The organism is Saccharopolyspora hordei, assembly GCF_013410345.1.
Taxonomy (GTDB): domain Bacteria; phylum Actinomycetota; class Actinomycetes; order Mycobacteriales; family Pseudonocardiaceae; genus Saccharopolyspora; species Saccharopolyspora hordei.
On sequence record NZ_JACCFJ010000001.1, the window covers coordinates 5,411,605 to 5,432,138 of the forward strand.

At 68.8% G+C, this 20,534-nt stretch carries 14 protein-coding genes; 8 read left to right on the forward strand and 6 right to left on the reverse strand.

Features of this window, described 5'->3' with window-relative positions:
• Positions 1-1,156 precede the first annotated feature (1,156 nt).
• Positions 1,157-6,718: a coiled-coil domain-containing protein gene (locus HNR68_RS24685; protein ID WP_179724112.1), complete on the forward strand. Its 5,562-nt coding sequence runs from the start codon at positions 1,157-1,159 to the stop codon at positions 6,716-6,718.
• The gene (locus HNR68_RS24690) at positions 6,715-8,097 is read left to right on the forward strand and encodes a hypothetical protein (RefSeq protein WP_179724113.1); all 1,383 of its coding nucleotides are present in this window, start codon (positions 6,715-6,717) and stop codon (positions 8,095-8,097) included. Before HNR68_RS24685 ends, HNR68_RS24690 begins: the two co-directional genes overlap by 4 nt.
• Before the next feature lie 12 nt (positions 8,098-8,109).
• Here the strand turns inward: HNR68_RS24690 and HNR68_RS24695 are convergent, their stop codons facing one another.
• The 5 genes from HNR68_RS24695 to HNR68_RS24715 form a co-directional block, all read right to left on the reverse strand.
• Complete coding sequence (locus HNR68_RS24695; RefSeq protein ID WP_179724114.1) at positions 8,110-8,853, reverse strand: succinate dehydrogenase/fumarate reductase iron-sulfur subunit; 744 nt, start codon at positions 8,851-8,853, stop codon at positions 8,110-8,112.
• Positions 8,853-10,751, reverse strand: a complete 1,899-nt coding sequence (locus HNR68_RS24700) for a fumarate reductase/succinate dehydrogenase flavoprotein subunit (RefSeq protein ID WP_179725460.1) — start codon at positions 10,749-10,751, stop codon at positions 8,853-8,855. Before HNR68_RS24700 ends, HNR68_RS24695 begins: the two co-directional genes overlap by 1 nt.
• A 10-nt stretch (positions 10,752-10,761) precedes the next feature.
• Positions 10,762-11,562, reverse strand: coding sequence for a hypothetical protein (locus tag HNR68_RS24705; protein ID WP_179724115.1), 801 nt, complete (start codon positions 11,560-11,562; stop codon positions 10,762-10,764).
• Positions 11,563-11,710: 148 nt separating this feature from the next.
• Positions 11,711-11,995 (reverse strand): hypothetical protein, encoded by a 285-nt coding sequence (locus HNR68_RS24710; protein WP_179724116.1) that lies wholly within the window; start codon positions 11,993-11,995, stop codon positions 11,711-11,713.
• A 139-nt stretch (positions 11,996-12,134) separates the two neighbouring features.
• On the reverse strand, positions 12,135-12,791 hold the full coding sequence (locus HNR68_RS24715) for a TetR/AcrR family transcriptional regulator C-terminal domain-containing protein (RefSeq protein ID WP_179724117.1): 657 nt from the start codon (positions 12,789-12,791) through the stop codon (positions 12,135-12,137).
• 85 nt (positions 12,792-12,876) lie between these two features.
• On the opposite strand from HNR68_RS24715, the gene HNR68_RS24720 reads away from it, so the two are divergent.
• The 6 genes from HNR68_RS24720 (at position 12,877) to HNR68_RS24745 (ending at position 19,507) form a co-directional block, all read left to right on the forward strand.
• Positions 12,877-13,875, forward strand: coding sequence for an LLM class flavin-dependent oxidoreductase (locus tag HNR68_RS24720; protein ID WP_179724118.1), 999 nt, complete (start codon positions 12,877-12,879; stop codon positions 13,873-13,875).
• 180 nt (positions 13,876-14,055) lie between these two features.
• Positions 14,056-16,314, forward strand: a complete 2,259-nt coding sequence (locus tag HNR68_RS24725; protein WP_179724119.1) for a xanthine dehydrogenase family protein molybdopterin-binding subunit — start codon at positions 14,056-14,058, stop codon at positions 16,312-16,314.
• Positions 16,315-16,474: 160 nt separating this feature from the next.
• Entirely contained in the window at positions 16,475-16,948 is a 474-nt protein-coding gene (locus tag HNR68_RS24730; RefSeq protein ID WP_179724120.1) for a 2Fe-2S iron-sulfur cluster-binding protein, read from the forward strand.
• Complete coding sequence (locus HNR68_RS24735) at positions 16,945-17,766, forward strand: FAD binding domain-containing protein (protein ID WP_179724121.1); 822 nt, start codon at positions 16,945-16,947, stop codon at positions 17,764-17,766. Before HNR68_RS24730 ends, HNR68_RS24735 begins: the two co-directional genes overlap by 4 nt.
• A gap of 102 nt (positions 17,767-17,868) precedes the next feature.
• Positions 17,869-18,522 carry a cytochrome P450 gene (locus tag HNR68_RS24740; RefSeq protein ID WP_343050393.1) on the forward strand — a complete coding sequence of 218 codons (654 nt, stop codon included), beginning with the start codon at positions 17,869-17,871 and terminating at the stop codon, positions 18,520-18,522.
• Positions 18,523-18,625: 103 nt separating this feature from the next.
• Positions 18,626-19,507, forward strand: a complete 882-nt coding sequence (locus HNR68_RS24745) for a DUF72 domain-containing protein (protein ID WP_179724122.1) — start codon at positions 18,626-18,628, stop codon at positions 19,505-19,507.
• Here the strand turns inward: HNR68_RS24745 and HNR68_RS24750 are convergent.
• The gene (locus HNR68_RS24750) at positions 19,481-20,512 is read right to left on the reverse strand and encodes a hypothetical protein (protein WP_179724123.1); all 1,032 of its coding nucleotides are present in this window, start codon (positions 20,510-20,512) and stop codon (positions 19,481-19,483) included. The two genes, HNR68_RS24745 and HNR68_RS24750, sit on opposite strands and share 27 nt — an antisense overlap.
• Between the last annotated feature and the right edge of the window lie 22 nt (positions 20,513-20,534).

The following is a 20,534-nucleotide window of genomic DNA, read 5'->3' on the forward strand; positions in this document are numbered from 1 at the left end:
GAACACCCGAGCACCCCGGACAGATCCACAGTGGATCCGACCGGTGACCCGGAAACCGTTGGGAATCCAGCAATTTCCAGCGGTCGGCGTTGACCGGGGAACCGTTGAGCGTCAGGTCTCGGCAGCGGCCGGGCGGCGCCCGAAGGCCGCCACACCCCACCGCCGACGCGGGACGGCCGAGCGTTCCCGCAGGTGGGACGGTGCGCTGTCACCCCTCCAGGGCTCGCGGCACACCCACCTCCCGGCTCGACCCGCGTCACTCCTCGGGAGATCCGATACCGTTCAGGTCGCGCTCGAACATAACGAAGGGAGAACGGAACGGAAGCGCCCTGACCAAAACCCGCCAGGCGCTCTCGAATGTCCACTAGGGACGGTCAAGCGCATCGATCACCGGCCCACCAGTCGTTTTCACGCAGTGGACCACCGCGTGAGACATCCCGTTCACACGATTCACACCGGACGTGCAGAACCGGTGGTGTGAAGATCTGTGGAAAGAACGGTGAATTCCTCGCGTCGCGCCGATGTCCTCGCGTCGCGCCGACGCATCGGGTCCGCCGGCGCTCGACCCGAGCCGGGACGGCGCTGCTACGAGCGCGTACACCCGATCCCCTTCAGCGGCCGGCCGAGGCCTGTCCGGCGAAAGCTTCCGTACCGCCGCAGCAGGGGACGAGAGCCGCGGTTCGCGGGTGCGGCTAGCGACCGAAGAACGTGGCGGCTTCGTTGCGTGGGCCACAGCATCGTGCTGCTCCCACCGACCGAGCTCACGTTCGGCGATAGTGCGGCGAGATCGTGTCGGGTCAAGACAGCTAACGGTAGGTCACAGGACGGCAGTGGCGTCAGGTCAGGTGTTCTCCGGGGAGAGCCTTCCCGCTTCCAGAACCACCGCGTCCTGGACGCACCGCTCCACTGGCCGCGCCTGACGAGCTCAATCTGCTCTCGAACCTTTTTGCTCGGCGCGAGACGTGGGCGCGCCCCACCTCGCGGACGCTGCACAAGATCAGTTGGTGAATGCTTCCCGGCCTGGCCGCCGCACCGGCCGTCTCGGTCTCAGCCCCTGGAGCAGCAACACCGCTTCGCTGCTCCACTCGAGCGAACTTCTGTTGAACTCGATCAAGTGAACTGAAACCGGAGTCATCCGCTGGCACACTTACTGTGCGTGACGGGACTGACGCATCAGGTACGAGAGTGGCTGATTTCGCTCGACGAAGTTGAGCTGGGCACCGTTCTTACCGTGTGCGATCGACTGCGCTCCGCCGCGAAGCTGCCCCAAGCTCCCAAGCGGTCCTCAGCGACGTCGCGCGACCAAGCCGCATGCCGCGTCTGGGCGCGGCGAGCCTCCGGACCTGAGCTCGAGCACGTCGTCACCAGCACAGTGCCCGCTTTAGCCAAGTTGCTCACCGAGCACTACGGCTGGCCTCCTGAGGACGTCACAAACCCGGATCTCGAGCAGCTCACCGAGATGCTGACCACGCTGGGCCGCCCGATCGGCATGCTCGGTCTCTACGCCCTGCTGCTGGCGGACCAGCCAGCGAGCCAAATGGCCAGAGAACATCGCGGGACCTTGGAGAAGTCGCTGCAGACAGCGAGCGTGAAAGGGGTCCCCGAGGAGAAGAACGACTGCTCACAAGCACGAACTCCGCACCTCGTCGCGAACGACGGTGGATCATCTGCGGACTTCGTCCGAGCACGTTGCGAGTCGACCGAGCTCGATGAAGCAGCGCTCGACCACCTGACGGAGATCTTGGCCAACCTGCGAGAAGCTGCCGCGGTCTTAGCGAATCGTCTGCGTGCAACTGCTGTTGAAGTCGAAGCCGGAAACGCTGTTGATCCGGAACTAAACGCCTCGCTCTCCGAGTACGACGAATTACGTGCGAGCTTGGCGTCGAAACTGGTCAGATACGACCCCGCATGCACCACTACCAATTTCGACGACGTCGAGCAGCGGCTCGAAGTGTGGCGCTCCGACCTCACGAGCCGAAATCTCGAACGAAACGGAATCACCGAGAAGATCGACAGACTTCGAGAAACGATAGCCAACCTCGATCAACTGATCGCGAGCAACCCGGTGTCTGGACTACTGGACGCCCGGGCGCAGTACGAGAAGCAATTGGAACAGCTGGAGCGGTCCCGCGCAGGAGTCGCCAACTGCACCGACACCGTCGCCAAAGACAACCAGCCACTAGTAGACGGGAACGACGACACTCCGTCGCCAGCCGAGGAAAACAACCCTTCTACCGTCGAACGAGAGACTGCACCAGAACAGCGAGACGCGGCTGTCACCCCACGCCGGCCCGCCGGGCATGACCTCACAGTGGCGGAGCCGAAGCCGGAGGCGGGGCCCGAGGTCACTGGGATGACCGAAGATGCCGCCCCCTCGGCAGAATCACCGCTCAACTCCCCGTGGGAGGAAGGTACGCCACCTGTGGCCGTGGCGTTGGTGGAATCGGGTCGGCTCGCCGAAGCGTACTGGGTAACCGCGATGTCTGCCGAACCGGACCGCCGCAGCGACGTCCTGCGCTTCGCCACCGCTGCCTACGGGGCACACAGCAGCGAAGACGCAACCGCTGTACTGGGATCGATCACGCTGAACGCTCAGGAACTCAGCCGAGACACCGACGCTGCCGTCCTCGCCCTCACCGGCCTTCTACGCGCTGGCTTGGTCGCTGGTTGGGGTCCCCAGCTCCTCCCTCAACTCGAAACAGCACTCAGTGCGCTGTCCGTTCCTTGGCAGGAGCTGCTCAAGACTGCCATCCGCGCGACGCGGCACCAGTACAAGATCGAGCCTGGCGTGGGCCTGCGCGCGACTGCTGACACCGACGAAGTCCGCACCGAGTTGGGAAGACGCGCCGCGAGTCTCGCCGCCGACCTCCCGCATCGGAAGAACGCCTACCAAAGGGGCACGCGGGTACTGCAACGCTTGACCCGCGAAGGCCAGCCCTTGCACGAGGGTCTACAGGCGGTGATCTCCTGGTCCAATGGCACCGGGAGCAGTGAGCAACTCGCCTCCATGCTGGCAAAACTCACCGGAGAAGACGCGGCCGACGACCTGATCGATGAAGCCGACGCCGCAGTCCGCACACCGAAGCAAGCGAGGGAGCCCATCATCGCTGGGGCCCGGCGTGGGCTTCGACGGGCGATCGAAGAGGTTGCCACCCTCGTTCGGGAAGCACACGCCGTCAGCGTCCGGATCAACTCGTCGGGTCCTTCTGACAGGGACATCGACGCCGCACTCGCGAGTGCTCTTTCGCGTGTCCTGGATGAACCGGCTCCACCAAGCATGGCCGGTAGTGCGCTCAAACTGCTGCGGGAGTGGCTGACCGAACCCAACAGGGTGCCCGCCTCCCCGAGCCGTCAGATGGCAGCGACCGGCGACGACGGCACGGCTGAACCGACGACTGATGTCTTGCTCCCACTCACCGACCTGCCGTGGACCGCCGACGGTCGTCCTGATCACGATCATCCCGACACCTCTGCGGTGCTCGCTCGGCTGACCGAGCCGTTCGACATCGAAAAGGCTGTATCGGAGTATTGCGAGCGCGGCGACCTACCCAAAGCTAGACGCATACTCGAGCTCCACGGACTGAACTGCTGGGATGCGGAGATCGACGAGACGCGCCTGCGGCAAAAGATTGCAGCCGCCAAGCACGATTGGGCTGATCGTCACCGCAAGGAGATGACCGAGGCCCGTGACCTGTTCGCTCGCGTCCGCGCACAGAACCTGCTGACGCCAAGCGAGGACAGCACCGTCAGCGGGCGGATCGAAGCCCTCTCCGCAGTTCCGGACGACGATTACTGCGCAGCATCTCGCCAGCTCACCGACCTCGTCGGTGAGCTGACGAACCGACAGCAAGCCCGTATCGAGGAGATCGGCGCACAATTGCACGATCTGCAGGTGTCTGATGTGGATCGCGGTCGAATTCGCCGTCTGCTCGACGAGGGCGATACCGTCACCGCGACCGAGTTCCTTTCGTTCGTCCGGGAAGGCAAACCGCTGCCCGACCACTCCGATCCGGGCACTGACGACCTCAGCCAGTTCACGGAGTTCCTCGGAGAGGGGTTCCGGAGGAAGTTGGACGCTCCTCTCACGAGCGCGCACCGATGGGCCGAGCTGGCCACGCCGGACACACCACTGACCGACGCCGCTAGCAACGGGATCGACGCGTGGGACTTCCTAGCCGACCCGACTGGGCGTGGCAGGAACAGCCTTGCAGACGGCGTTCGGAGCATCCTCTACACACTCGGCCTGAACTGCACCTCTCGTCCTATCGCACTCACACCTCGAGCTCGACGTGGTTACCGTACGTTCCGTGCGTCAGCCACGCCGAACGACGGTTCCTACATCTCCGAACTCGGCTCCTCAGCGAACGAATACACGGTCACCGTCGTGCTCGACGAACGCCGAGGACGCTCGGTACTCAGTGTCCTCGACCCGGAAAACGCATCACGCACCAACATCATCTTGTACCCGCACGCGATGGATCTCACAGCTAGGCAAGCACTCGCCGCCCGTGCTGTGAACGACAAAACGAAGGCACTCGTCATAGATCCGGCGGCTTTCGGCTGGATCGCGGCGAGAACACCGAATTCGTGGCGTTCCACACAACGCATCACGCTACCCTGGACGATCTACGAGCCCTACAAGCCGTTCGTCGCGGGCCTGGTACCTCCCGAGTTGTTCGTGGGCCGAGCAACGGAGATGGCCCAAGTCATCGATCCCGATGGCGGCCTGTTCGTCTATGGCGGTCGTCAACTCGGCAAATCAGCGTTGTTGCGACGCGTCCAGGCAACGTTCGACAATGGCGACACCAAACACGCGATCTATCTCGACTTGAAGGCCAAGGGGATCGGTGAAGCGGAGCCGGCCTCACGGATCTGGCGGACACTGACGGTCGAACTTAAGAACCGCGGAGTGCTGGGCCCCAAGGTGTCCGACGAAGCGCCACCAGACACCGTGATTAACAACGTCAAGGCGTGGCTCTCCGAAGATCCGAGCCGTCGGGTGCTCATCTTGGCAGATGAGGCAGACGCGTTCCTCACCGCTGATTCCCGCGGGGAATCCACACCTGGCGGCGTCTCGCACTTCAGGAACGTGTTGGGCCTCAAAGAGCTCATGGAGTCCACCGAACGCCGGTTCAAGGTCGTCTTCGCCGGCCTGCACCAGGTCCAGCGCTTTGGCCACATCTCCAACGTCCCGCTCGTGCACGGCGGACCTGACATCCTCGTCGGTCCGCTCGAGCCACTGGACGCCCGCAAGTTGGTGGTGGAGCCGATGGCTGCACTCGGATACCGGTTCGAACGGCCGGAACTGGTGTGGCGACTGCTGTCGGCCACGAACTACCAGGCGGGTTTGATCCAGATCTTCTGTCAAGAGCTCGTTCGCTCGTTGCACAGCCGACGGGGACACAGCCAAACGGTGCCGGTCGCGGTCACCGAGGACGACGTGGAAGCGGTAGCCGCGAGCGATTCGGTACGCAGCAGGATCGCTGAGCGACTGCGCATCACGATCAACCTGGACGACCGCTACCGTGTGCTCACACTGGTGATCGCACTGCTCAGCCTGAACGATTCGTACGGCACCGATTACGGCCCCGAGGAACTGCTCGAAGAAGCCCGGAACCGCTGGCACGCCGGCTTCGCCGAGCTCACCGCCTCACAGCTGAGCATCTACCTCGACGAGATGGTCGGTCTGGGCCTGTTGAGCCGACTTCCGCACAAGAAGCGGTACGCCGTGCGGAGCCCCAACGTCATCAACATGCTCGGCACCAAAGCGGATCTGGAGCGGGAGCTGTCGGAGACCGACTTCGACCGCCCCTACGAGTACAACCCGCGGGAAGCACGTCGCTTGTTGTTGTGCGACGATCGAGGCCGCGAGTACCACAGCCCCCTCACCGACGGCCAACTCCACGACATCACTTCCACCTCAAGCATTTCAGTGATCACGGGGAGCTCGGCTCTGGGCATCGAACGCGTGCCGGACGCAATCCACAACTACGCCGAGATGCGAGGCACTCGGGTAGAGACCGTCAGTTCCACTCAAGACCTGAAGAAGACGGTGACCGACGCTGTGCGTCGACGGGGCTCCACGACGATCGTCATCGTGGATGCGGTGAAGATGCCTCCTGAAGAGATGAATCCAGCGATCGGCTGGATCGTCGACAGGTTTTCGAAGAAGACATCACCGCAGAACGTGACGGCCCTGCTCCTCGTCACGCCGGCGGTCGCTCAGGAAGCAGCAGCCAAGGTCGGCACAGAGCCCGTCCGGCTCGAGCGGTGGACCGCTAGAAGCATCCGGAGCTGGCCGGAATGCCCGTTCGACGTTCCCGAAGCGCGGGAGAGTTTGATCAAGGCAACCGGAGGTTGGCCCGACCTGGTCGAGCGAACGATATCGTGGGTCGTCAACGGGGGATCCACCTTGCCGAATGCGGTTCGCCGGGCGGAGGAAAAGCTGAATGAGCCGCAGGCCAGCCGAGCCCACCTGTCAGCTTGTGGCCTTGACGAGAACCTCGTTCAGCAGCTCGGGAACTGGGTGGAGTACTTCGAGCCAGGTGAGGTCGTTCCCCCAGAGGACGTGGAAGCCGCTCTCGAAACTGAACGAGAATCCAGCCGGGCGTTGCTACGGCATCTGTCCATGCTCAACGTGCTCGACGAGGACGGGGGTGGCGTGGCGTTGGACGTGGTTGTACACCGCTGTCTTCTTTCCCTCCGTGGTGCGTCGTGAGCGAGCCGTGGACCCTGTTGGGCCTTCCCGGCCCTGGTGGACACCTCGAATCGGTGAATGCTGACCTCGCCGAGGGCATGAGCTGTGTGTGGCTGTTGCCGGACGAGTTCGTCGACAACGGCTTCGCCGACGCGTTGGTGGACGAGGTCGCCAACAACCACGACAGCTTGCCCGTTCCTCCTCCAGAAGGAACGCCCTGCAGTGCGTGGGAAGAAGCGGTTCCCCCGCCCCGCGTTGGCCAGCCGACGAATGACCTCCCTCCATGGGCGCGGGATGCGTTCAGCGCGCTCGCCGACTTCGACGCACCGACGTCTCCCGTCGCCGTTGCTACGCTCCCACGGACGACGTCGGTAGCAGAGCGGATCGCTCAGCAACTCGACTTGGACGTCGACGGATGGTCGGACGAGATCCGCGCGATTGTCACCGAGCCACAGTTGCGAGGCAGAGTTCTCGTCGTTCGTGGGTGGCGCGAGTGGGACCGAGACTCGCTGGCGAGTGTGCTGGCACGTCTGACTTCGCAGGTAAAGGAAGAAGGGTTGCAACCTGCGGACCGACCGCGTCTACTGCTTGCTACCCGTGAGCGCGACCTCCCGCGGACGGCGTTGGACCGACTCGACCAGATGACCACTCGCGTCCGATGGTGGTGGGGAGTCGTGGGGAGGTTGGACACAGCAGTCGTGGTCGCGACCGCACGACCGGGATCGAGGAGAGCCACGTCCTCCACCCGCAAGGCCGCGCTCCGCGAAACGGTGGCCATCGAGGTGATCACCGAGGTCGCCGGCCCCGACCTGCGCTTGGCAGAACACCTGGCTACGACGTGGGACGGCCTGATCGCGTCACTCGATGACATCATCGAGGACTGGGCGAGTGCTCTTGGAGTCGACTGCCGACCAGTACCAACACTGCCACGCCCCACGACCAATCACCCACCACACGAACTGCGCCCCGCTTGGCGTCTCGGGATGGCCGACTTGTGGGAGCACCAGCTGCGGATCAGTCCCGCTGCAGTTCGTCCGGCACGTGGCGGCCTCGGGCTGGACAAGATGATCTGGCGCGGACAGAACAGGGCACTGATGCCCGTCGTCGACGAGTACCGCGAACTCCTCGAGAAGACCTTCCGCGAACGAGTCTCGAGGACCGTCCTCGACGACCTGACGCAACAGGAGCGAGCGCGCGGGACCGCCTCACTTCCCCGCAGGTCGGTCCTGGAACTCGGTGACATGGCTTGGGCCGTCCAGAACGGGAAGGTTCAGTTGCCGCGGCCCGAGAAGAAGCTGCTGTTCATCCTGCGGGAAGTACGCAACGCCCTCGCCCACCTCCAGCCGATAAGCGACGAGATGCTCGAACACCTGGCAAGAGCATTACCGCGAGACGGTTGAGCAATCGGGAGCTCAGTCCCGCTTGCGGCGGAAGAGGCGGAGGATCGGGTCGTAGCGGCGGTCCGCCACCCGCTCCTTCAGCGGGATCAGGGCGTTGTCGGTGATGCGGATGTTCTCCGGGCAGACGTCCGTGCAGCACTTCGTGATGTTGCAGAACCCGAGCCCGTGGTCGCCCCGGGCCTCCTCAGGCCGGTTCTCCGCCTGGTCGAGCGGGTGCATCTCCAGCTCCGCCACCCGCATCAGGTAGCGCGGCCCGGAGAAGGCCTCCTCGTTCTCGCTGTGGTCGCGGATGACGTGGCAGGTGTTCTGGCACAGGAAGCACTCGATGCACTTGCGGAACTCCTGCGAGCGCTGGACGTCCACCTGCTGCATCCGGTACTCGCCCGGCCCCAGCTCGGCCGGGGGCTTGAACGCCGGCACCTCGCGGGCCTTGGTGTAGTTGTAGGACACGTCGGTCACCAAGTCCTTGACCAGCGGGAAGGTCCGCATCGGGGTGACCGTGATCGTCTCGGCGCGGTCGAAGGTGGACATCCGGGTCATGCACATCAGCCGGGGGCGACCGTTGATCTCCGCCGAGCACGAGCCGCACTTGCCCGCCTTGCAGTTCCACCGCACCGCCATGTCCGGGCACTGGGTGGCCTGCAGCCGGTGGATGATGTCGAGGACGACCTCGCCCTCGTTGACCTCCACCGTGTAGTCCCGCAGCCCGCCGTCGTCGCCGCCGCGCCAGACCCGGAAGTGCGCCTGGTATCCCATCAGATCTCCCCAACCCGGACGTCTGCGAGCTCTTCCTCGGTGTAGTACTTGCGCAGCTCCTCGAGCTTGAACAGCTCCAGCAGGTCCGCGCGCATCGGCGGTTGCAGCTGCTCGGTCACCTCGACCCGGTCGGCCACCAGCTCGCACACCAGCAGCTTGCGGCGCCACCGGGCGTCCATCGCCGGGTGGTCGTCGCGCGTGTGGCCGCCGCGGCTCTCGGTGCGCAGCAGGGCCGCGCGCGCCACGCACTCGCTGACCAGCAGCATGTTCCGCAGGTCGAGGGCCAGGTGCCAGCCCGGGTTGAACTGGCGGTTGCCCTCCACCGCGAGGTGCTGCGCGCGGGCCTTGAGGTCGCGCAACCGCTCCAGGGCCTCCCGCATCTCCGCGCCGCGGCGGATGATGCCGACCAGGTCGTTCATCACCTGCTGCAGCTCGGCGTGCAGCGAGTACGGGTTCTCCCCCACCGGCTCGGCCGACGCGGTGAACGGGTCCTGCGCGCGCCGCGCGGCGTCATCCACATCGGACTCGGAGACGCTCGGCCGGATGCCCAGCCCGGACACGTAGTCGGCGGCGCCGTCGCCCGCCCGGCAGCCGAACACCAGCAGGTCGGACAGGGAGTTGCCGCCCAGGCGGTTGGAACCGTGCATGCCGCCGGCCACCTCGCCCGCCGCGAACAGGCCGGGCACTCGCGAGGCCGCGGTCTCCGGGTCGACCTCCACGCCGCCCATCACGTAGTGGCAGGTCGGGCCGACCTCCATCGCCTCGGCGGTGATGTCCACATCGGCCAGTTCCTTGAACTGGTGGTACATCGAGGGCAGCCGCTGGACGATCTTCTCCGCGGGCAGCCGCGTCGCCACGTCCAGGTACACGCCGCCGTGCTCGGACCCGCGGCCCTCCTTGACCTCGTTGTTGATGGCCCGTGCCACCTCGTCGCGGGGCAAGAGCTCGGGTGGTCGGCGGTTGTTGTCCGGGTCGTCGTACCAGCGGTCCGCCTCGGCCTCGTTGTCGGCGTAGTTGTCCTTGAAGACCTCGGGGATGTAGTCGAACATGAACCGGCGGCCCTCGGAGTTGCGCAGCACGCCGCCGTCGCCGCGCACCGACTCGGTGACCAGGATCCCCTTCACGCTGGGCGGCCACACCATGCCGGTCGGGTGGAACTGGACGAACTCCATGTTGATCAGCGAGGCGCCGACGCGCAGCGCGAGCGCGTGCCCGTCCCCGGTGTACTCCCAGGAGTTCGAGGTGACCTTGAACGACTTGCCGATGCCGCCGGTCGCCAGGATCACCGCGGGCGCCTCGAAGAGCACGAACCGCCCGGACTCGCGCCAGTACCCGAACGCGCCGGCGATCCGGCCGTCGTCCTTGAGCAGCTCGGTGACGGTGCACTCCTGGAACACCTTGAGCCGCGCCTCGTAGTCGCCGAACTCGGCGCGGTCCTCCTGCTGCAGCGAGACGACCTTCTGCTGCAGCGTGCGGATCAGCTCCAGCCCGGTGCGGTCACCGACGTGCGCCAGCCGCGGGTACTCGTGACCGCCGAAGTTGCGCTGGCTGATCCGGCCGTCCGGGGTGCGGTCGAACAGGGCGCCGTAGGTCTCCAGCTCCCACACCCGCTGCGGCGCTTCCTTGGCGTGCAGCTCCGCCATCCGCCAGTTGTTCAGGAACTTCCCGCCGCGCATGGTGTCGCGGAAGTGCACCTGCCAGTTGTCGCGGGAGTTGACGTTGCCCATCGAGGCGGCGATCCCGCCCTCGGCCATCACGGTGTGCGCCTTGCCGAACAACGACTTGCACACCACGGCGGTGCGCAGGCCCTTCGACCGGGTCTCGATCGCCGCGCGCAGACCCGCGCCACCGGCGCCGATCACGACCACGTCGTACTCGTGCCGTTCGATCTCCACGATTGACGTCCTTCTAGTTGAACAGCCTGGGGTCGGCGATCGCTCCGCTGGCGACCAGCATCACGTAGAGGTCCACGAGGGCCACCGAGACCAGCGAGGCCCACGCCAGCTGCATGTGCTTGCCGTTGAGCCAGGTGACCTTGGTCCAGAACCAGTAGCGCACCGGGTGCTTGGAGAAGTGGTTGATCCGCCCGCCGATGAGGTGCCGGCAGGAGTGGCAGGACAGCGTGTAGGCCCACAGCAGCACCACGTTGACCACCATGAGCAGGCTGCCGAGCCCGACGCCGAACCCGCCGTCGGCGCCGCGGAACGCGATCACCGTGTCGTAGGTGAGCACCGCCGCCACGACCATCGCCGCGTAGAAGAAGTAGCGGTGCACGTTCTGCATGACCAGCGGGAAGCGGGTCTCCCCGGTGTAGCGGCGGTGCGGCTCGCTCACCGCGCAGGCCGGTGGCGACGCCCAGAACGCCCGGTAGTAAGCCTTCCGGTAGTAGTAGCAGGTCAGCCGGAAGCCGAGGACGAACGGCAGGACGAAGATCGGTGGCGGCACCAGCGGCCCCAGGTCCGGGGCGGGCTGGCCCCAGTGGCTGGCGCCCGGCACGCACGCGGCGGACAGGCACGGCGAGTAGAACGGTGCCAGGTAGTGGTACTCGGGGACCCAGTACCACTGGTTCATGAAGGTCCGGATCACGCCGTAGACCACGAAGGCCAGCAGCGCGACGAAGGTGACCAGCGGGGGCAGCCACCACCGGTCGGTGCGCAGCGTGCGCACGGACATCCGTGCCCGGCCGGAGGTGGTGGGGGGAGCGGACATTCGAGACCTCGTTGTCGTGATGTGTCCGGCGGTGCTCTCCTTGAGGTCGCTCATTCTGGATCAGGGAGGCGGGGGCAGGTAGTCCCCGAACCGGTGCACCCGGCCGGTCCACCCGAACCGGCGAGCCCGGCCGGGTGAACTCCGGTGATCAGGAGCGGTGGCCGCCGAGCCCCTCGTCGTCGGCGTCGCGCCACAGCGAGGGGTCGTAGGGGGTGTCGGGAACGACCACGACGTCGCCGGCCACCTCGGTGCCGCGCCGCTGGGCGGGCAGCGCGCTGGCGAGCTCGGCGACGTCGATGTCCAGGCGTTCCACGTCGTTGTGCAGGCGCCGCACGGCCGGGGCGTCGCCGTAGCGGGCGCGGAGGACCCCGACGCTGCTGCGCAGTTGCCCCAGGACGCGCTGCAGCTCGGCCAGTTCGGTGGCGGTGGCCATCGGCGAACACCTCTTCCGCCTCGTGGTGGCTCGTTACCGCCTCGACTCTGCCCCGAACAGAGAGGTGTGACAAGTGCCACACTGACGATCTCGGCGAGTTTCCCCCGCGCGGGGTCGGCGCGCCTCGGCGACCGGGGGGTCAGGAGCCCGTCCCGGCCATCGCCGCGAGCCCGGCGAGCAACGGCCGCAGCCCCAGCTCGAACTGGTCGTCCAGGCTGAGCCCGCGGGTCTCGCGGGCGGCGGTGACCACGTGCGGGAACCGCTCCTCCGGGAGGCCCTCCAGCGGCGACACCGCGCCGTGCGGGGAGTCCTGCGCGACCTGGTCGACCTGGGCGAACCCGATCGCGTAGCTGAAGACCAGGCGGGCACCGCCGACGAGCGCCGGGCCGCGCAGACCCGCGTCGTGCAGCGCGGCCATGACCGCCTCCGGCACCCGCAGCGAGGCCGGGTCGCTGTACTCGCGGAGCGCGATCAACGGGGCGGCGTTGGGGTGGCGGACGACCAGCGACCGGACGCTGCCCGCCAGCTCGGTGATGCGGTCGCGCCACGGCAGCGCCGGGTCCGGCACGTCGAGACCGGCGAGCAGGCGCTCGATGACCAGCCGCTCCAGCTCGGCGCGGTCCGCCACGTGGTGGTACAGGCTCATCTTCCCGACGCCGAGCCGCTCGGCCACCGCGCGCATGGTCAGCCCGCCGTGCCCCGCCCCGTCGAGGACCTCCAGCGCCGCGCTGAGCACGGCGTCCCTGGTCAGCTTCGGCGGGCGGCCGCGTCGCCGCGGGGCGTTCGTCGTGGTCACGTCCCCAACCTAGACGACTCCGCTCGACGCCCCGGGACTCCGCTGCTACTTTTTCGTACCAAAGACGAAAAAGAAGGGGGTCACCATGCGCACCCAGTACGGGCTCGTCCTGTTCACCGACTCGTTCGGCGCAGCGGACAGCCGCGGGACCTTCGGGTGGGCGCTCGAGCACGCGCGCGAGGCCGAGCAGCACGGCTGGGACGAGCTGTGGACGACCGAGCACCACTTCCTCCCCCGGTTGCAGAACTCCTCCGCCCTGGCGATGGCGGCGTTCCTGCTCGGCCGCACGCCGCTGCGGGTCGGCACCGCCGTCGCCGTGCTGCCCCACCACCACCCGGTCGCGCTCGCCGAGCAGACCGCGGTGCTGCAGCACCTCTCCGGCGACCGGTTCACGCTGGGCGTCGGGCGCGGGCAGCCGTTGATCGACCAGGAGGTGTTCGGCACCGGGATGACCGGGTTCCGCGACATCGCCGAGCCGCTGGCGCTGCTCGAGCGGGCGCTGCGCCACGGGCGCGCGGCGGGCAGCGGCGAGCGGTACCGGTTCGACGAGGTGACCCTCTCCCCGGAACCGCCGGCCCGCCGCGCGCCGTTCGTGCTGGCCTCGTCGTCACCGGAGTCCGCGCGCCTGGCCGGGAGCCACGGCGTCCCGGTGCTGCTGGGCCCGTTCATCGACGTGCCGACCAAGCGCGCCGTGCTCGAGGCGCACGCGGCCGCGGCGGCCGAGCACGGCCACCAGGTGGACCCGCGCGACAACATCGACTCGGCGTACTTCGCCATCGCCGACGACACCCCGACCGCCGAGGAGCTGCTCACCGCCGGGATCGCCGAGGTCGAGCTGCAGGCGGCCCGGTTCGGCACACCACTGGTCGAGCGCCCGGCACCGACCCCCGAGGAGGCCCGCACCGGGGCCGCGAAGCTGGCCGACTGCCACATCGCGGGCGACGTCGCGGAGTGCCGGCGGCGCCTGGCCGACCGGGTGGCGGCGCTGGGCGTCGGGCGCGTCCTGCTCATGCCCGAGGGCGCCGGGTCGCACGAGGCGACGCTGCGCACGGTCCGCGAGGCGCAGCGGGTCTTCCACCCCTGACCGGACCACGGGGTGTCCGCTGCGGACGCGGCGGGGCGCTGCCGCTCCGCCGCGTCCCGCCCCCCCGAGCACGGTGGGCCGGCACGACCGGGCGGCCGGAAAGCCTTGTGGATCGGCATCCGCCGCAGCAGACTGACTGGTCGGTTCCCGACACTGAACAGTTCAGACTGCGAGGCAGCATTGAGCATTCTCGGCACCCGGGTCGAACGCCGCGAAGACCCACGACTCCTCACCGCCGGCGGGACCTACGTCGACGACCTGCGAGAGCCCGAGCTGACCGGGGCGCTGCACGTGACCTTCGTGCGCAGCCCGATGGCCCACGCGAGGATCACCGAGATCGACACCAGCGAGGCCGCGGACATGCCCGGGGTGCTCGGCGTGTTCACCGGCGCGGACGTCGACCTGCCGCCGTTCCCGCCGGACTCGGGCATCAGCGGGCCGCCACCAGCGGAGATGCAGCGCCCGCACCTCGCCCGGGACGTGGTGCGCTACGTCGGTGAACCGGTGGTCGCGGTGGTCACCGAGACCCGCGCGCAGGGCGAGGACGCCGCCGAGGCGGTGTCGGTCGACTACGAGCCGCTGGACGTCGTCGTGGACGTCGACGACGCCCTGCGCGGCGACGTCCTGCTCTTCCCCGGGGCCGGCACCAACGTCACCGGCACCAGCGGCGAGCTGGACGACTCGCTGTTCGACGACTGCGAGGTCGTGGTCACCAAGCAGATCGAGAACCAGCGGGTGGCCGCCGCTCCCCTGGAGGTCCGGGCCGCGGCCTGCACCTGGGACGGCGACAAGGTCACCTTCTGGCTGTCCAACCAGAACGCGCAGAGCTGCCGCGACGCCCTGATGGCCAACCTCGGCCTGCCCCGGGAGCAGGTCCGCGTGATCACCCCCGACGTCGGCGGCGGGTTCGGCGCCAAGATCGGCGTCGAGCAGGAGGCCGCGCTGCTGGCCTTCCTGTCCAAGCGGGTCGGGCGCCCGGTCAAGTGGGTGGAGAGCCGCAGCGAGAACCTGGTCGGCATGACCCACGGCCGCGCGCAGCGGCACGTGGTGAAGATCGGCGGCCGCCGGGACGGCACGGTGCTGGCCTACCAGCTCGACATCGTGCAGGACGTCGGCGCCTACCCGCGGATGGGCGCGTTCCTGCCGATGTTCACCCGGTTCATGGTCAGCGGCGTCTACGACATCCCGAAGGTGCAGTCGCGGGCCCGGGCGGTGGTCACCAACACCACCCCGATCGGCGCCTACCGCGGCGCGGGCCGGCCGGAGGCGACCGCGGCGATCGAGCGCGCGATGGACCTGTTCGCCGCGGAGATCGGCGTCGACCCGGCCGAGGTGCGGCGCCGCAACCTGGTGCGGCCCGAGCAGTTCCCGTACAAGACGCCGGGCGGGATGACCTACGACACCGGCGAGTACGTCAAGGGCCTGGACGCGGTGCTGGAGGCGGCCGACTACCGGGCGCTGCGCGAGGAGCAGGCCAAGCGCCGGGCCGAGGGCGCCACCCGCCAACTGGGCATCGGGCTGTCCAGCTACGTGGAGATCACCGCGCCGAACAACACCGAGGGCGAGACCGGGCACGTCGAGGTCCGCCCCGACGGCAGCGTCCTGGTGCTCACCGGCAGCTCCCCGCACGGGCAGGGTCACTGGACCTCCTACGCGATGCTGGTGTCCGACCAGCTGGGCATCGACCTGGACAAGATCGAGGTCGTGCACGGGGACACCGACCTGATCCCCGAGGGCGTGGGCACGATGGGCTCGCGGTCGCTGCAGCTGGGCGGGTCGGCGGTGCACCGGGCCGCGGTCGACGTCAAGGAGAAGGCCCGCAAGCTGGCGGCGGAGCTCATCGAGATCGACGAGGCGGACCTGGAGCTGGTCGAGGGCCGGTGGCAGGTGCGCGGCACGCCGAACGTCGGGCTGTCCTGGGCGGAACTCGCGGCGAAGGCCGAGGACGGGCTCGCCGCCGACGTGCACTTCACCGAGGACCGGCCGACCTTCCCGTTCGGGTCGCACCTCGCCGTGGTCGAAGTGGACACCGAGACCGGCAAGGTGGACTACCTGCGCCACGTGACCGTCGACGACGCGGGCGTGATCATCAACCCGGTGCTCACCGAGGGCCAGCGCCACGGCGGCATCGCCCAGGGCGCGGCGCAAGCGCTGCTGGAGGAGGTCTCCTACGACGCCGACGGCAACCCGCAGAACGCCACCCTGGCCGACTACGCCTTCATCACCGCGGCCGAGCTGCCCAGCTTCGAGCTGCTCACGATGGAGACCCCGACGACGCTCAACCCGCTGGGCGCGAAGGGCATCGGCGAGGCGGGCACCATCGGCGCCACCCCGGCGGTGCAGAACGCGGTGGTGGACGCGCTCTCCCACCTCGGCGTCCGGCACATCGACATGCCGACCACGCCGGAGCGGGTGTGGCGCGCCATCAACGAGGCGTGAGGACGTGCCCGCCGCGGTTCCCCGATCGCAGTGCGGGTGGCCGGCCGGTGTGCCTAGGCTGGGCCGTCCTCGCCGGGCGAACGAGGAGCCGCAGTGCCGGGCGCTCCGGCGTCCCACAGACCAAGACCGAGTTCCGTGACAGGTCCAGAGGAGTCCGTTCGTGCAAGTTTCGATCAACGTCAACGGCGAGCAGCGCAGCCATGAGGTCGAAGACCGCACCCTGCTCGTGCACTACCTGCGAGAAGAGTGCGGCTTGACCGGCACCAACATCGGTTGCGACACCACGTCCTGCGGGGCCTGCACGGTGCTCCTCGACGGTGAGTCGGTGAAGTCGTGCACGGTCCTCGCGGCGCAGGCCGACGGGCGCGAGGTCACCACCATCGAGGGCTTGGCCGACGGCGAGGAGCTGCACCCGGTGCAGCGCGCGTTCCAGCAGAAGCACGGCCTGCAGTGCGGGTTCTGCACCCCGGGCATGGTGATGGCCTCGGTGTCGCTGGTCGAGGAGAACCCGAACCTGACCGAGGCCGAGGTGCGCGCCGGGCTGGAGGGCAACCTCTGCCGCTGCACCGGGTACCACAACATCGTCGAAGCCGTGCTGACCGCGGCGAAGGAGAAGCAGGGGGCCGCCGAATGATCCCTGCCGCGTTCACCTACAAGAAGGCCGGATCCGTCGACGAAGCGCTGAGCCTGCTCGCCGAGCACGGTGACGACGCGAAGCTGCTGGCCGGCGGGCACTCGCTGCTGCCGCTGATGAAGCTGCGGCTGGCGGTGCCGGAGGTGCTCATCGACCTCGGTGGCCTGCGCGAGCTGTCCTACGTCCGTGAGGAGGGCGACGAGGTCCGCATCGGGGCGCTGACCCGGCACCACGACCTGGAACACTCGGAGCTGCTGCAGCAGCAGGTCCCGCTGCTGGCGCACGCGGCGGGCACCATCGGCGACCCGCAGGTCCGCCACCGCGGGACCATCGGCGGTTCGCTGGTGCACGGTGACCCGGCCTCGGACCTGCCCGCGGTGGCCCTGGCGCTGGACGCGGTCCTGGTCGCGCAGGGCCCGTCGGGCACGCGGGAGATCCCGGCGACGGAGTTCTTCACCGACTTCTTCGAGACCGCGCTCGGCGAGGACGAGCTGCTCGTCGAGGTCCGGGTGAAGAAGGCCCCGCAGCAGGGCTGGGACTTCCAGAAGTTCACCAAGCGCGCGATCGACTGGGCGGTGGTCGGCGTGGCCGTCGCCGGGCAGCGCGTGGCGCTGGTGAACATGGGTCCGACGCCGATGCGGGCCCGTGGTGTCGAGGAGGCCCTGGCGAGCGGCGCGAGCCCGGCCGAGGCCGCTGAGCGCGCCGCGGAGGACACCTCGCCGCCGGACCAGGCGGGCGCCAGCGCGGAGTACCGCGAGCACCTGGCGAAGGTGCTGGTCCGCAGGGCCCTGGAGAACGCAGCGAACCGGGGCGCATGACGGAGCGAGGGCACCCGTGACGCGGTCACGGGTGCCCTCGTCCATCCCCCGCACCCGGCGGCTCCGGTGCTCGCCTCCACTGCGGCACAGTGCTCGTGGTGCGTGAGCGCCACGCACTCTCCTCGCTCGCGATGTTCTGGTCGTCGCGCTCCGGGCTGCCGACGCACCGCTCAGTCTTCGCGCTCCGCGTGCCCGGAACACCAGCTGCGCGACGAGGAGGACCGGCTCACCGAGGACGAGCTGACCTCGGCGGCGTTCCTGGTGCTGTTCGCCGGGTACGAGAACACGGTGAACCTGCTGGGCAACGGTCTCGTCGCGCTGCTGACCGACCCGGCTGCGCTCGCCCGCGCCCGCAACGGGATCACACCGACCACTGTGGACGAACTGCTGCGCTTCGACCCGCCGCCGCAGCTGGCCATCCGCCGGTTCCCGAAGGAGGACGTGGTGATCGGCGGCGTGACCGTCCCGAAGGGCGAAACCGTCCTGCTGTCGCTGGTCTCCGCGCACCACGACCCCGACCGCTTCGCGGCCCCGGAGCGGCTGGACCTCGACCGGACGGACAACCCGCACCTGGCCTTCGGCCACGGCCCGCACTACTGCCTCGGCGCCTCGCTGGCCCGCGTGGAGGCCGAGATCGGGCTCGGCACGCTGCTCACCCGCTTCCCGAACGTGGCCCTGGCGGTCCCGGAGTCCGAGCTGCAGTGGCGCGGCTCCTTCCGCAACCGAGGGCTCCGCACCCTCCCGGTCACGCTCTGACGCCAGCGACGGCGCCACCTGCGTGGGTGAGGGGCGAAGCCGCGGTGCACGGCAGGATGGACGGAGGTGATCGCGGTCCGCCGTGGGTACTCCGGAGGGTGTGATGGCGACTGGCGGGAACCCGCACCGGATCCTGATCGGCACGTCCGGTTGGGTCTACAGCTCGTGGCACGGCCCGTTCTACCCGCGCGACCTGCGCCGCGGCGGCGAGCTCGAACACCTGTCCCGGCGCCTGGGCTCGGCGGAGATCAACGCGTCGTTCTACTCGCTGCAACGCCCGGAGCACTACCGCCGCTGGGTCGAGCAGACCCCGGACGACTTCGTGTTCGCGGTCAAGGGGAGCCGCTTCATCACGCACATGAAGAAGCTGCGCGACGCGGAGACCGCGCTGGCCAACTTCTTCGCCAGCGGCGTCCTGGCGCTCGGGCGGAAGATGGGCCCGCTGCTCTGGCAACTGCCGCCGTCGCTGCCGTTCGACGCCGACCGCCTCGAAGCGTTCTTCCGCCTCCTCCCGCGCAGCACGGCCGAGGCCGCCGAGCTGGCCGCCCGGCACGACGCACGCCTGGCCGGCCGGGCGCTCACCGAGACCGACGCCGACCGCCCCGTGCGGCACGCCCTGGAGGTCCGCCACCCGAGCTTCGCCGCCCGCGAGCCGGTGGAGCTGCTGCGCGCCCACGACATCGCCCTGGTGGTGGCCGACGCCGCGGGCGACTGGCCGCGCCTGGAGGACGTCACCAGCGACTTCGTCTACCTCCGCTTCCACGGTGCGGAGGAGCTCTACGCGAGCGGCTACACCGCGGAGGACCTGGACCGCTGGGCGGAGCTGGTCCGCGCCTGGCACGCCGGGCGGGCTCCCACGACCGAGCACACGGTCGCGCCGCCGGCCCCGAAGGCGACGGGCCGCGACGTCTACGCCTACTTCGACAACGACATCAAGGCCCACGCTCCGGAGGACGCCCTAGCCCTCGCCAAGCGCTGCGCTTGAGCTGCCGGGCAGTTCCTGCCGGTCGCCGAAGCGGTCGCGCACCTGCTGCGCCAGTTCGCGGTGGCCGTGGGCGGCCAGCACGTCGGCCATCCGGTGGCTGAGCGCGGCCCGCTCCTCGCCGTCGGCGAGGCGTTCGATGGCGGCGAAGACGTGGTGCTCCGCGCCGGCCTCGACGTCGTCGACGACGAAGGAGTGCACCGGGTGGATCCAGGTCGGCGCGTCGCTGTCCGGGTCCGGCACCCGCCGGTCGTGCGCGGCGGCGGTGAGCTTGCGCAGGTTGCTGATCTGCCGCACCGCCTCGTCGAGGTCGCTGTCCTCGCGCCGCGCGAGCCACCAGACCAGCGCGCTGCCCGGGGACTGGAGCACGTCGTCGGCGAAGTAGGCCCGCTTCTTGCGCTCGAGGGCGCGCCTGCGTTCCCAGACGTCGTCGTCCTTGCGCGCGGCCGCGAGCTCCCGCAGCCGTTCCGCGTCGTCGTCCGGCAGCGTGAGCCGGACGTCGGTGGCCCAGGCGACGACGTGCCCGGTCGCGTCCGTGCGCGGCGCGCCGAGCAGGGCGTTGAGCCGGTGCTGCGCCAGGTCCGCGTCCTCGGGCGAGGTCTCCTCGACGAGCTTGCCGGCCTGCTCCAGCACCAGGTCCACCGCGAGTCCCGCCGGGTTGGCGTGCGGCAGCCCCGGCGCGTCGGGCTTGGGGTACCAGAAGACGGTGGCGGAGAAGGAGAAGCGGTACTCGGGGTGCGCGGTGCGCAGCAGCGTCCCGGGCACCGGCAGCTCGCGGGGCTGCGGCGGCGCGGGCGGTTCCTCGACCGGGGTCTGTTGCGGTGGCGCGGGTTTCTGCCCCACCCGACCCAGCAGCCACCAGCTGACCACCCAGGGGCCGGCGATCGTCAGGACCACCAGCGCGATCCACAGCCAGGTGGGCCAGCCGAAGCGCAGCCCGAGCACGACCCAGATCAGCGCAGCGATCACCGACACGATCTTGACGGCGGTGCGTTGATCCTGATTCATACCGCTCCTCCACACACCGGTT